Genomic DNA, 12,964 nt, shown 5'->3' with positions numbered 1-12,964 from the left:
AAAAACCCTGACGACGGACAGTCATCGTCAACCTCAATCCGACGCGCGAAAGGGCGAAGGCGATCGACTTCACCCAGCCCTATTTCATTACCGGAACCACGCTTCTGGTGCGCAAGGGAAGCGGCATAAACGGCCCGGCGGACCTCGACGCCTCGAAAACCGTCGCGAGCGTGCAGGGGTCGTCGGACGCGCAGGGCCTGCTGTCCGTGCAGCCGAACGCGAACATCACCTACTATCAGGAGTATCCGCAGGCCTATATGGCGTTCAAGCTCGGCCGCGTCGACGCGATGGTGAAGACGAGCATCGTCCTCGGCAAGCTCGCCAAGGATGATCCCGACTTCGAGATCCTCATGCCTCCCTTCAAGCCGGACCCGTGGGTGATGGGCGTCAAGCACGACGATTCCAAATGGCGTCTCGCGCTCGACGAGCTCATCATGGATGCCTGGCATGACGGCACGATAAACGAGCTGCACAAGAAGTATCTGGAAACGCCGGCGGGCTTCGAGCTCCAGATCTGGCCCGACTACTACTGAGCCGGTCCTGACCGCGGCAGGCACGGTTCGACCTGCGACTGGAAAAGGCGATGTCCGTCGGCCGGACCCGACGGGCATCGCGGCAAGGTCATACCCGTCACCGCATGACGGCGTCCAATCCCGGCGGAAGGTCATGATGAACATGCGATCGACGAGTGAGAACGGCTGCATTCTCGACCATCGAGCCCGGCTATTGATCGCGATAGCGGTCAATTCCTCGACAACCCATCTGGACAGGGAGGGGCTGCGCGAGAACGTGGAAGAAGCCCTCGAAGCCGGCATTCCGGGCCGGCAGGTGCTCGAGGCGATGCAATTGTCGTCCCTTGTCGGGATGCACACCTTCACCGTCGGCATTCCCGTGCTGTTCGACGAGATGTCGGCCAGGCAGCTTCTCGACGGCGACGAGACAGCCTGTGCATCCGAAGCCGAGGCGATGAAGCGGGCCTTCGTCGCCGACCGGGGCTACTGGAGCAAGTTCCTCGACCAGATGCTGGTCCTGTCGCCGGACCTGTTCCGGGAGTTCTACAGTTTTTCTTCGCTTCCCTGGAAAAGGGGGAGCATCGACGGGAAGCTCAAGGAACTGATCTATCTGGCTACCGTCAGCATACCCGGGCATTTTTACCGGGACGGGTTCGACAATCACCTCAGGGGCGCGAGGAACAACGGCGCAACGGATGAGGAGATAATTGAAACCCTGCAGATCGTCCTGTCTCTCACCGACGATGGCGCCACGCCACGCTCGGGCGAGGTGCGAGAGGCAATAAACGCAATCAGGGCAACAGGCACTGCCGATCACGTGAATGAGGAGCCGAGGTGATGACCAGCGGTCGCAATGAAGAGTTCAGCCCCCCGCGCTACAACCCGGAAGGCTTCAACACGTTGAAGACCGGCAGCCTGCCGGACGACTACTATGAGCGCGCGCGCCGGGGCGACATCGCGCGCAAGCTGATCCTGGAGCGGGTCGTCCAGCCGAGAGCGGGATTCGGCTTCGCGTTGAAGCGCGGCAACCTGGTCAGGATCACCTGCATCGAAGGTCCGCAGGTGGTCGATTTCAACGCCTTCAACATGCACGACCCGCGCGAGGCCCTTTCATGCGCCCGCACGCGCATGGTCAACGGGCTGCACCTGAAGGAAGGCGACTATATCTGGAGCAAGCCGCCTTACGCGCGGCCGATGATGAAGCTGGTCCGCGACACCGTCGAGAAGACGGGAGACAGGCTGCACACGCACGATCTCACCTTCAGCCAATGCGACCCGCAATATTACAAGATGCTCACCGGAAGGGACGATCTTCCGAGCTGCCATGACAATCTTCATTCGGCCGTGGCCGAATACGGAATTACCACCGACATGGTCCACGACCCCGTCAACCTGTTCATGTACACGGGCCTCAATGAGGGGAACAGGATGTACTATGAAGACCCGGTCGCGAAGCGGGGAGACTATGTGGAGATCGTCGCCGATATGGACTGCATCATCGGGACTTCCGTTTGTCCCGGCGGCTCCAGCGGAAAGATCAAGCGGCCGATCGGCATAGAGGTCTTCGAGCTGGACGGCGGAGCTGGTGCGTCGTGACCCGGGCGATCGCGGCCCGGCGGCGTCCCGGGTGATTTTTCGATGTCCATCCCAGACGATTTGACGGATGCGCCCATCCACGTCCTCGCGCCGCTGGTGGCAAGCCGGCAGGTTTCCGCCGGCGAGATTTTTCAGGCCCACGCGGCGCGGATAGAGGCGAGCGACGGGAAGCTGGGCGCCCTGGCCGACTTCTGGTTCGACGCCGCCGCCCGGGCGGCCCGCCGGGCAGACATGCTGCTCAGTGACGGCTGCTACCTTGGAACGTTGCACGGAATCCCGTTGGGCCTGAAGGACAATTTGATGGTCGCCGGCCGGTCGAGCGCAGCGGGCTCGGCGGCGCTTGCCGGGCGGCCGGACGACAGAACGGCCACCGTGGCGGAACGGCTTCAGAAGGCCGGCGCGGTTCTCCTCGGCAAGCTTCACATGGTGGAATTCGCCGCCGGGGCGTGGGGCACGAACGCACGGCTGGGCACCCCCTGGAACCCCTGGCATGAAACGATCCACCATGCGCCGGGCGGCTCCTCGAGCGGCGCCGGCGTTGCTGTCGCCGCCCGCCTCATGCCGGCCGCGATCGGCACCGACACGGGCGGCTCGATCCGCGTACCCGCCTCTTTCAACGGCGTGGTGGGCCTGAAGCCGAGCAACGGCGCGGTCAGCAACTACGGTGTCATTCCCTCGAGCAGAAGGCTCGACATAGTCGGCCCCCTGTGCCGCTCGGTCGAGGATGCAGGCCTGATCCATGCCGCGATCAGCGGCCCCGATCCGCTGGATGCCGATACGGCCGGGTTTCCCTGGCGCGATCCATTGCGGCGTCTGAAGAAGCCGGTGCGGGGAATGCGCGTCGGCATGGTCGCCGCAGATCAGCTCCCCGGTGTGCGGGAGGACGTCTATGCGGCCTTCCGGGCCGCAGCCTCGGCTTTCGAGGATCTCGGTATCCACGTGGAAGAAGTGTCCCTCCCCCGCTCGCCCGCCGAGTATAGCCGGGCGGCCGCGATCATCATTCGCAGCGAGTGCTACACGAATTTCGCCGAACTGATCGACGGGCCGGGCGAGGCGCTCGATCCCGTCATTCGGGCCCGCCTGCGCAAGGGCGCGCTCACGCCGGTCGGCGACCTCGTCAGGGCGTTGGAGAGCCGGCGCCCGCAACGGGCGGAAATGCAGGCTTTCCTCTCCGACTACGACGCCGTCATTCTGCCGACGACGCCCATGACGTCAGTGCCGCTTGAGGAGATCGACGAGGATGACGGTTCGATCGTCGACCTGACCCGCATGGCGAACCATCTCGGCCTTTGCGCGCTCTCGATACCTTGCGGGTTCACGGAGAGCGGCCTGCCGCATTCCTTGCAGATCGTCGGCCGGCCGTTCGAGGAGGAGCGGGTGCTCCAATTGGCGTGGGCCTACGAACAGGCAACCCCGTGGCATCTGCGGCGAAGTCCCTTTCCGCCGGCCTAGGAGCCATCGTCGAGAGCGGCGAAGGTCTGCGCTCCGTTCCAGCCGTCACGCCAGCGCGTCGGGAGCGTTCATCTCGCGGAAGAGCCAGTTTCCGAAGACCTGCACGTTGTGGCTTTCGCGGTAGCGATCCGGGTAGACATAGTAGTAGCCGTCGCTGCAGGGCATGGCGATGTCGCTGATCTTGACCAGCGCCTTCGCGTCGAGCTCCCGCAGGATCAGGAATTCGGGCAGCAGGGCGAAGCCGATCCCCGCCATCGCCGCCTCGATCACCAGCGAATAGAACTCGAACCGCGGCCCCGCCTGGTCGCCGGGCGTGTCGATCCCGACATGGTCGAGCCATTCGCGCCACAGGGTCGGGCGGGTCGTGTGCTGGATCAGCGGCGCGCTGCGCAGCATCCGCGCCAGCGGCACGTTGCCGACCAGCGCCGGGGCGGCGACGGCCACCACGCTCTCCCCCATCAGGTAGCGCATATGGCAGTTCGGCCAGACCGCCGGGCCGAAATAGATCGCCGCCTGGATATCCTCGCTCTCGAACTCGAAACGGCGGATCTTGGACACGAGGTTGATATTGATCGACGGATGCGCCGAAAGGAAGCGGTTCAGCCGCGGCACCAGCCAGCGCGAGCCGAAGGTGGGCAGGCAGCCCACGGTCAGCGCGCCGCCCTGCCGCCCCTCGGTCAGCATGCTGGTGGTCGCCACCTCGATCTCGTTCAGCAGCCCGTGCAGCGTCTCGGCATAGATGCGGGCCGCCGGCGTCGGGGTCAGCCGCAGGCGCTCGCGCAGGAACAGGCGCTGGCCGAGCAGGTCCTCGAGATAGCCCAGCCGGCGGCTGACCGCGCTCTGCGTCATGTTCAGTTCGGCGGCCGCCTTCGTGACCGATCCATTGCGCACGACCGCCTCGAAGCAGCACAGATCGCGGGTCGAGGGCAGAGTTCGGCGCATGACGGCCTCCCCAACTTTGTCATTACAACTTGGAATAGCTAGCGCATCAGATGGCAATGTACAATCGGACCGGCGCGTTGCACTCTGGCTCCATAAGGCAAATTATAAAAACAAGGGAACGGGAGTGACGGTGGGATGATGGGAGTCCGCGTGCGTCGCACGACAGGGCCGCTGCCGTGATCGAGGTGCGGGGGCTCAGCCGCTTCTATTCCATACCGGTCGGCATGATGGCCCGGCTGCGCGGCGCCCGCCCCCGGGAGCTGCGCGCGGTCGACGGCGTGACCTTCGATCTCGCCCCGGGCGAGGTCCTGGGGCTGGTCGGCGAATCCGGCTGCGGCAAGTCCACCACCGGGCGGCTGCTCGTCGGGCTGGAGGACCCCAGCGAAGGCACCATCCGCATCGGCGGCGAGGATGCGCTGGCGCTGCGCCGGCAGGACCGCAAGGCCTTTCACCGCCGGGTGCAGATGGTGTTCCAGGACCCGTTCGGCTCGCTCAACCCGCACCTGACCATCGCCGAGATCGTCGCGCGGCCGCTGGTCTATCAGGGCCACAAGCGCGGGCCGGAGCTCGACGCCAAGGTCAAGGCGGTGCTGGAGCAGGCCGGGCTCACCCCGGCCGAACAGTATCTTTCCCGCCATCCGCACCAGATCTCCGGCGGCCAGCGCCAGCGCGTCTGCATCGCCCGCGCCATCGTGCTCGACCCCGTGGTGCTGCTCGCCGACGAGCCGATCTCGATGCTCGACGTGTCGATCAAGTGGGGCATCATCCGGCTGATGAAGCGGCTGGTGGCGGAACGGTCGATCTCGCTGCTCTATGTCACCCACGATCTCGCCACGGTGGGGGCGATCTGCGACCGCATCGCCATCATGTATCTCGGCCGCATCGTCGAGACCGGCCCGGTCGACCGGGTGCTGGCCGCGCCGCGCCATCCCTATACGGCGGCGCTGGTCTCGGCCATTCCCGTCGCGGTGCCGGGCGGCGGGCGCCCTGCCCCGGACATCAAGGGCGCGATCCCCGACGCGACCGACATTCCCCCCGGCTGCCGCTTCGCCCCGCGCTGCACGCGCGCCACCGACCTGTGCCGCACCGACGACCCGGACATGACCGGCGAAGGTGCCTGGCAGGCCGCATGCCACCACCCGCGCACGGAGGCGGCGGCATGACGCGCTATATCCTGCGGCGGCTGTTCTACATGGCGGTGACGCTGTTCATCATGATCACGCTGATGTTCTTCCTGTTCCGGCTGCTGCCCGGCGACCCGACGGCGGCGGTGATCAGCCCGGCGCTGGACGAGGCCGCGCGCGAGGCGATGCGGCGGCGCTTCGGCCTCGACCAGCCGCTGTTCACGCAATATCTGGCCTATCTGCGCAACCTTTCGGTGCTGGATTTCGGCATGTCGTTCCGCACCTCTGCCCCGGTGTGGGAGATGATCGAGCTGCGGCTGGTCAACACCCTGCTGCTGATCCTGCCCTCGATGCTCGCGGCCTATGCGATCGGCGCCTATGGCGGCGCGCTGATCGCCTGGCATCGCGGCGGCAAGGCCGAGGCGAGCGTGGTGCTGTTCGCCACCGCCATGCAGTCGGCGCCGCTGTTCTGGCTGTCGATGCTTGCGATCCTGTTCTTCTCGATCCTGCTCGGCTGGTTCCCGACCGGCCATATCGTCACGCCGGGACGCTTCCCCGACCCGACCTGGCGTATGTACCTGACCGGGGATTTCCTGCATCATCTGGCGCTGCCCTTCCTGGTCAACACTTGCTACCAGCTCTGCTTCCCGCTGCTGCTGATGCGCTCCACCATGCTGTCCACCATCGGCGAGGACTATGTCGAGCTGGCGCGCATGAAGGGGCTGACGGAACGGCGCGTGCTCTATGGCCACGCCATGCGCAACTCGCTGCTGCCGCTGGCGACGACGCTGCCGATGATCCTCGGCTGGGCCGTGGCCGGGTCGGTGGTGATCGAGACGGTGTTCAGCTGGCCGGGCCTCGGCCTCCTGATGATCGAGGCGATCACCCGCTCGGACTATCCCGTCGTCCAGGGCGCCTTCCTGCTGATCGCGGTGCTGACCGTTCTCGGCACCTTCGCCGCGGACCTTCTCTACGGTCTGCTCGATCCCCGCATCGTCTATCGCTGAGAGGAGGAGGCGCGATGCAGATCCTGCTTTCCTTCCTCAAGGCGGTCTGGAAGACCCCGACGGGCCGCTTCAGCCTGATCGTGCTGGGCATCTTCGTGCTCGTCGCCATCCTCGGGCCGCTGATCGCGCCGCACGATCCGATGCTGCGCAATTACGGTCCCGACAGAAAGCTGCTGCGCCTTGCCGGGCCGTCGTGGGAGCACTGGCTGGGCACCACCCTGATGGGGCGCGACATCGCCAGCCAGATGCTGCACGGCGCGCGCCCGGCGCTGATCGTCGGCGGGCTGACGGCGCTCGGCACCGTGGCCATCGGCATGAATGTCGGGCTGCTGGCCGGCTATTACGGCGGCCGGATCGACGGCATCCTGATGCGCATCACCGACGTGTTCCTCGGCCTGCCCTTCCTGCCCTTCATCATCGTCGTCCTGTCGATGAGCGGGCGCAGCCTGACCACGATCGTCATCGCGATGACGCTGGTGATGTGGCGCTCCACCGCGCGGGTGATCCGGGCGCAGGTGCTGACGCTGCGCGAGATGCCCTTCGTCGCCGCCGCGCGCATCACCGGCGCCAGCGACCTCGCCATCCTCTACCGCGAGGTCGCGCCCAACATCCTGCCGCTGGCGCTGGTCAACACCGCCTTCGCGCTGGCCTGGGCCATCATCACCGAGGCGAGCATCGGCTTTCTCGGCTTCGGCGACCCGAACACGATCACCTGGGGCTCGATCCTCTACGACGCCTATGCCTCGCAGAACATGTACCGCGCGCCGTGGTGGGTCGTGCCGCCGGGCATCGCCATCATGGTGCTGGTGTCGGCCGTCTATTTCGCCGGCCGCGCCTATGAGGAGGTGCTGAACCCGCGCCTCAAGGGGATCTGAACCATGGCGATCCTCGACATTGAGGGGCTGGAGCTGCGCTACGTCACCGAAAGGGGGCCGGCCAAGGCGCTTTCGGACGTCAACCTCAAGGTCGAGCGCGGCGAGGCCATCGGCATCGTCGGCGAATCCGGCTGCGGGAAAAGCACGCTGCTCAAGGCCATCATGGGCGTGATGCCCCGCAACGCGGTGATCGCCGGCGGGGCCGTCCGCTTCGACGGGCAGGACCTGATCGCGGCGGGGCCGGAGGCATGGCGGCGCACCCGCTGGAAGGGCATCGCCATGATCGCGCAGAGCGCGCTCAACGCGCTGAACCCGGTCAAGCGCGTCGGCGCTCAGATCGCCGAAGCGATCACCGCGCACGAGTCATGGCCGAAGGCGCAGGTCGAGGCGCGGGTGCAGGAGCTGCTGGCGCTGGTCGGGGTCGATCCGCGCCGCGCGCGCGACTATCCGCACCAGTTCTCGGGCGGGATGCGGCAGCGGGTGCTGATCGCCATGGCGCTCGCCCTGCGTCCGCCCGTCCTGCTGGCCGACGAGCCGACGACCGCGCTCGACGTGATCGTGCAGGACCAGATCTTCCGCCGCCTCGGCGCGCTGCGGCAGGAGCTGGGCTTCGCCATGCTGCTGGTGACGCACGATCTGGCGCTGGTGATCGAGAACTGCGACCGCGTCGCGGTCATGTATGGCGGGCTGGTGGTCGAGGAAGGCCCGGTGGCCGAGATCGTCGCCGCGCCCTCGCATCCCTATACGCTCGGGCTCTACAACGCGCTGGCCCGCCCCGGCCAGCGGGCGCAGCCGATCTCCATTCCCGGGCGTCCGCCCGATCTGGTCGACCCGCCCGACCACTGCCGGTTCGCGCCGCGCTGCCCCTTCGCCGTCGACCGCTGCCGTACGGAATCGCCCGGCATGACGATGGTTTCCTCCCGCCATGCGGCCCGCTGCTTCCGCATCGCCGAGATGGAGCAACTGCGCCCCGCCGCCGCCCTGCCCGAGACCTGGGAAGGCGCAGCCGCCCGCCCCGCGCCCGAGCCCGAACGGCTCTGACAGGCCACCGGGCCGGACGACGAACCGCCAGACGAAAAAACGGGGCGCCGGCAATCCGGCGCCCCGTCCCGTTTCTCCGGATATCCCCTTTATTCGGGATAGCGCAGGCGGCCGTTGTCGCCCCAGGTGAAACCGGCCTCGGTCAGGATCGCGCGCGCCTTGTCGAGATCGTATTCCTGCACCGCCAGCTCCGGATCCGACCAGAAGGCATTGGCCGGGACCAGCGGGGTCGCGATGGCGACGGCATCGCCGCCCAGCACGTCCTCGATGATCTGCTCGCGCGGGATCGCCCAGCCCAGCGCCTGCCGCAGAGCCTTGTGCGAGAATGGCTCGGAGCGGATGTTGTAGCGTGCCGACATGTGGCCGTTGGACTGGGCCTGGATGAGCTGCAGGTTGGCCTGCGTGGCGAATTCCTCGACCACGGTCGGCACGATGGGCTGGAGCGACACGCCGATCTCGCCGCTTCGAAGGGCGGCGGCGAGAACCTCGGCCGAGCCGAACTGGACCATCAGCACGTCCGCCTTGGGCTGCATGAAGTGGTCGGGCCGCCGGACGAACGAGATTTCCTGCCCCTGCCGCCAGTGCGACAGCGTCCACGGGCCGCTGCCGACGGGCTGCTCGGTGTTCTTGAAGTCGTGCGGCGCGTCCATCGTCTCCCACACATGCTTCGGCAGGATCGGAAGCTGCCCCAGCGCCAGCGAAACGAAGCTCGCCGACGGCTCGGTCAGGGTGAAGCGCACCCGGTTGCCGTCGACCGCGACATCGGCGAGGCTTTCGAGCACGGAGCGGAAATAGGCCGCTTCCTTCTCCTTCAGGAAGCGGAAGGTGAAGGCGACGTCCTCGGCCGTCACCGGCTTGCCGTCGCTGAAGGTCAGGCCGTCGCGCAGTACCGCCTCGATGGTGGTGTCGTCGACCACTTCGATGCTCTCGGCCGCCCACATCCGCGGCTTGCCGTCCGGGCCGGTGACGACCAGCCGGTCATAGATCAGGCCCAGCCGGTCGAGGTCCTCCAGCGTCTTGAAGACCAGCGGGTTCCAGCTGTCCTGGTCGATGGTCCATCCGAGCTTGACCGGCCCGTCGACCAGGCTCTCCATGTTCAGCATGTTCCAGACCGAGCGCACGCCGTCGGGCGAAGGCTGGTATTCGGCGAGCTTCACCCGGTCGGTGTTGATCGCCATCGTGTTGACGACGGCTGCGATCAGCCCTTCCGGCTGCTCGTCATAGATCACCTTCTGCATCTCGAGGACCACGGCGCGCCGCGCGTCGGGATCGTAGAGCTTGCGCTGCTCGGGGATGAGCGCCTCGAACTGCTCGGAATGGAAGCCGCCGACATTGCCGCCGCCCGGCTTGTCGTTGATCTTGGCGAACTGGTTGACGGTGAAGAACTCCGGGTCGAGCCGCGCGGGCGAGCCCGACAGCACCGACATCACCACGTCGAACTTGTGCTCGGTGAACCACATCGACACCATCGGCGACGGGAAGGGCTGCGGGTCGAGCTGCACGTCGAGCCCCAACTCGCGCCAGCTCTCGGCGATGTAGTTCGAGGTCTCGTAATAGTGCTGGTAGTTCGAGGCAGGCCAGGTCAGGAAGCTGATGGTCTGGACCTCGCGGCCTTCGGCCAGCGCGGCCATGGGCATCAGGACGAGGCCCGACGCCACGATGCCCGATGCTCCGATAATTGTGCGCATTCGCATGGTGATCTCCCCTTTATAGGGGCGAACGCGCGCCCCTGGTTTTTGGCGGCGCCTCCGTATCGTCGCCGTGAGGGGGAATGTTAGCGCAGGCCGCGGAGGGCAATAATTGACATTTTGCTCCGCCATCATTCCAGCCTGTAATGCATCTTCTCACACCGAAATAAAAATCCTTTCATAACAATAGGATAGAGATTTTCCTCGCTCGCCGGCCGGATTTCGACCCCGGGCCCGACCGTGTTGACAGGACCGGCCGCCGCCGTAAGCTTCGACAGGTTTGACCCGGGCCGTTCTCCGGCGCGGGTGGAATAATTGCCGCAACGGACAGACTTCCTTCCGTGCATGACCGTAGTTCGGACATCTGACAAAGGATTGGGCGCGTTCGGCGGGACACCCGTGTCCCGGAAAATCTGCCCCGAGACTGCCGAAACCCCGGCGATGTCTCGGAATGCGACAGACAATATTACGCTCTTCGGCATCCGGGCCGCGAGGCGACGGTCGTTTTGTGTGAAGCGTGACCGCCGGTTCAGTTACCCGGTTCAGTTACAAGGAGAAACGACATGAAATACTTCTCATACGCCAACCTCATGGATATCGACTATCTCCACCGGGTCGCGCCCTCGGCGAAGGTCGTCGGCATCGGCTGCCTGAAGGACTACGAGTTCTCCTTCGGCGTCTGCCACGACGGCTCGCACAGCGGCGCGCGCCTCGTTCCCTCGAAGGGCGGCGAAATCTGGGGGGTGGAGTACGAGCTCTCCGACGCCGACATGGCGGCGCTGGACAAGTCCGCCGGGGTCGAACACGGGCACTGGGCCCACAAGGCCATCGAGCTGCACACCGCGGACGGCCGGATCTATCAGTCCATGACCTACGACATGCCCAACCCCTCCGCCCCCGCCGGCCCGCCCGCGCACTATGTCGAGCCCGCCCTCAAGGGCGCCCGCGCCAACAAGCTGCCGGCCGACTACATCGTCAAGCTGGAAGCGCTTCTCACCGGCGGCCCCGCCCGGGCCTGAAACCTGCACTCTCATGATGAACCCGCCGGCCTGCCCTTTTCCATGGAGGGTCCGGCGGGACTAGCTGCCGCCCAATCCCTGAAAGGCGCCGGGCAGCTTGCCCATTCCGATGGCGCTGGATCCGATGTTGCGCCGACGACGCGAGGCGATCCGCCAGCCCGCATCGGTCAGGCGGAGCTCGTCGAGGTAGACACCGACCGTCACGAGGTCGACATCCCGGTCGGACGGGCGGCTTTCGCCGGACTTGAACCAGTGCCAGGCCTGAAAGTAGCAGCGGGACCGGGCCGTCGCTCCGTTCACCTCGATATCGATGTTGGTGATGAAGTGGGCGGAGCCTTCCCAGTCGGCGCAGATGGTCCTGAACCAGTTCGTCAATTGCTCGCGCCCGTGCGACGTCGCCATGCCGACGCCGTGGCTTTCCTCCAAGTCTTCGGTGAAGATCGTCGCGGCGATCTCATCCAGCCGGCCGCTGTCGAGAAGCGTGCAGTATCGGGTCAGCAGCGCGGTTATCGCCGCCTCGGCATCGAGGGTCATCTGACATTCCTCCGTCAAGCATGATGAGATTGCCGAGGATCGGCAAAACCCGCCGGTATCCCCTGTACGCGCCTAGGGAATGATCCGGGCGGCCTGAAGCTCCTTCAATTGCGACAGGACCATCTCCCCGCTGTCCAGCATCTCGTGGAAACCGGCCTGCCTGATCTTCGTGGTCGAGGAAAAGACGTCGAAGTCGAGGCCGAGGATGAAATCGACGAAAGCCCAAGAGGCGACCTGGTTCAGCTTCAGCGGGCGCAGGTCGTGCTTCTTGACGATCTCGTCCCAGACGTCGCCTTTGTCGCCCATCCACTGGATAAGCGACATGTAGCGGACGCCGGACGTCTCCATTCCGAAATGCCGCGCCACCTTCGGCCACAGCGTTTCCCAGCGGAAGACGTCGCCGTTGGTGACGTTGAAAGCCTGGTTCTCAGCCTCTTTCGAATTGCACATCCAGAAGATCGCCTTGGCGAGCAGGTTCGCGTCGGAAATGTCCTGAAGGCTGGTGTAGTTTCCCGGCTTGCCCGGGAAGGCCAGCGGCAGGCCGAGATGCCGGCAGATCGCCGCATACGCGCCGATGGTGGAGATGAAGCTCGGCCCCACCCGCTCGCGGCTGCCGGAAATCACGTTCGGCCGGCTCGCCGACCACGTCCAGCCGCCCTTCTTCGATTCCGTTTCGAGATATTTCTGTTGGGCGAAATAGTAGTTCGGCGGCATGTGCCCCGGGTCGGATTCGACCATCGGGGTCGTGATCGGCGAGATGTGGAAGCCGTACCACTTGCTGCCCATCACCGCATGCACATGGCGCAGCGCGCCGCCGTCGACCGCGGTGACGATGTTGGCGAGCATATCGAGGTTGGGCTTCACCTCCTCGATCCCCACCCGCGCATAGGGCTGCATCGCGGTGTAGAGGGCATGGGGAGCCCGCGCCGCATAGACGACATGCGTGAATCGCTCGCCTGCGACGGCGCGCCGGCAGCTTTCGATATCGGAAAGATCAGCGCCGAGATAGCGCACATTCGGCTGCGCCTTGGCGGGCGGACGGCGGCACAGCCCCGTCACCGTCCACCCCGGCGCGGTGCTGACGATGTCGATCAGGAATTGCGTCGCGACGCCGGTCGCGCCGGCGACCAGCATGCTGTTCTCGACGTCTGTCATGCGAGTTTCCTCCGTGGAT

General features: G+C 65.9%; 13 protein-coding genes. 9 read left to right on the top strand and 4 right to left on the bottom strand.

Annotation, left to right across the window (positions count from 1 at the left end; all coding sequences use genetic code 11):
• Window positions 1-23: 23 nt before the first annotated feature.
• The 4 genes from M9945_RS14030 (at window position 24) to M9945_RS14015 (ending at window position 3,560) form a co-directional block, all read left to right on the top strand.
• The gene (locus M9945_RS14030; RefSeq protein ID WP_367945586.1) at window positions 24-533 is read left to right on the top strand and encodes a transporter substrate-binding domain-containing protein; all 510 of its coding nucleotides are present in this window, start codon (window positions 24-26) and stop codon (window positions 531-533) included.
• Between the two features lie 133 nt (window positions 534-666).
• Window positions 667-1,350 carry a carboxymuconolactone decarboxylase family protein gene (locus M9945_RS14025; RefSeq protein WP_367945101.1) on the top strand — a complete coding sequence of 228 codons (684 nt, stop codon included), beginning with the start codon at window positions 667-669 and terminating at the stop codon, window positions 1,348-1,350.
• Window positions 1,350-2,108 (top strand): DUF1989 domain-containing protein, encoded by a 759-nt coding sequence (locus M9945_RS14020; protein WP_367945100.1) that lies wholly within the window; start codon window positions 1,350-1,352, stop codon window positions 2,106-2,108. Before M9945_RS14025 ends, M9945_RS14020 begins: the two co-directional genes overlap by 1 nt.
• Before the next feature lie 42 nt (window positions 2,109-2,150).
• Window positions 2,151-3,560: an amidase gene (locus tag M9945_RS14015; protein WP_367945099.1), complete on the top strand. Its 1,410-nt coding sequence runs from the start codon at window positions 2,151-2,153 to the stop codon at window positions 3,558-3,560.
• Window positions 3,561-3,605: 45 nt separating this feature from the next.
• On the opposite strand, the gene M9945_RS14010 is transcribed toward M9945_RS14015, so the two are convergent.
• A complete protein-coding gene (locus tag M9945_RS14010; protein ID WP_367945098.1) occupies window positions 3,606-4,502 on the bottom strand; it encodes a LysR family transcriptional regulator in 897 nt (298 codons plus the stop codon).
• Between the two features lie 176 nt (window positions 4,503-4,678).
• On the opposite strand from M9945_RS14010, the gene M9945_RS14005 reads away from it, so the two are divergent.
• The 4 genes from M9945_RS14005 to M9945_RS13990 are packed head-to-tail and all read left to right on the top strand — an operon-like array spanning window position 4,679 to window position 8,549.
• Window positions 4,679-5,665, top strand: coding sequence for an ABC transporter ATP-binding protein (locus M9945_RS14005; RefSeq protein WP_367945097.1), 987 nt, complete (start codon window positions 4,679-4,681; stop codon window positions 5,663-5,665).
• Window positions 5,662-6,633, top strand: a complete 972-nt coding sequence (locus M9945_RS14000; protein ID WP_367945096.1) for an ABC transporter permease — start codon at window positions 5,662-5,664, stop codon at window positions 6,631-6,633. The genes M9945_RS14005 and M9945_RS14000 overlap by 4 nt, the downstream gene beginning before the upstream one ends.
• 14 nt (window positions 6,634-6,647) lie before the next feature.
• Entirely contained in the window at window positions 6,648-7,508 is an 861-nt protein-coding gene (locus tag M9945_RS13995; protein WP_367945095.1) for an ABC transporter permease, read from the top strand.
• Between the two features lie 3 nt (window positions 7,509-7,511).
• A complete protein-coding gene (locus M9945_RS13990) occupies window positions 7,512-8,549 on the top strand; it encodes an ABC transporter ATP-binding protein (RefSeq protein ID WP_367945094.1) in 1,038 nt (345 codons plus the stop codon).
• Between the two features lie 89 nt (window positions 8,550-8,638).
• Here the strand turns inward: M9945_RS13990 and M9945_RS13985 are convergent, their stop codons facing one another.
• Window positions 8,639-10,237, bottom strand: coding sequence for an ABC transporter substrate-binding protein (locus M9945_RS13985; protein ID WP_367945093.1), 1,599 nt, complete (start codon window positions 10,235-10,237; stop codon window positions 8,639-8,641).
• 563 nt (window positions 10,238-10,800) lie between these two features.
• On the opposite strand from M9945_RS13985, the gene M9945_RS13980 reads away from it, so the two are divergent.
• Window positions 10,801-11,256, top strand: coding sequence for a gamma-glutamylcyclotransferase family protein (locus M9945_RS13980; RefSeq protein WP_367945092.1), 456 nt, complete (start codon window positions 10,801-10,803; stop codon window positions 11,254-11,256).
• 60 nt (window positions 11,257-11,316) lie between these two features.
• Here the strand turns inward: M9945_RS13980 and M9945_RS13975 are convergent, their stop codons facing one another.
• Together M9945_RS13975 and M9945_RS13970 are read right to left on the bottom strand one after the other, a co-directional pair.
• The gene (locus M9945_RS13975; protein WP_367945091.1) at window positions 11,317-11,790 is read right to left on the bottom strand and encodes a nuclear transport factor 2 family protein; all 474 of its coding nucleotides are present in this window, start codon (window positions 11,788-11,790) and stop codon (window positions 11,317-11,319) included.
• 72 nt (window positions 11,791-11,862) lie between these two features.
• On the bottom strand, window positions 11,863-12,945 hold the full coding sequence (locus M9945_RS13970; protein ID WP_367945090.1) for an SDR family oxidoreductase: 1,083 nt from the start codon (window positions 12,943-12,945) through the stop codon (window positions 11,863-11,865).
• Window positions 12,946-12,964: the final 19 nt, after the last annotated feature.

Origin of the sequence: Aquamicrobium sp. (genome assembly GCF_023954335.1) — a bacterium.
GTDB lineage: Bacteria > Pseudomonadota > Alphaproteobacteria > Rhizobiales > Rhizobiaceae > Aerobium.
This window is presented reverse-complemented; position numbering and strand designations above follow the sequence as displayed.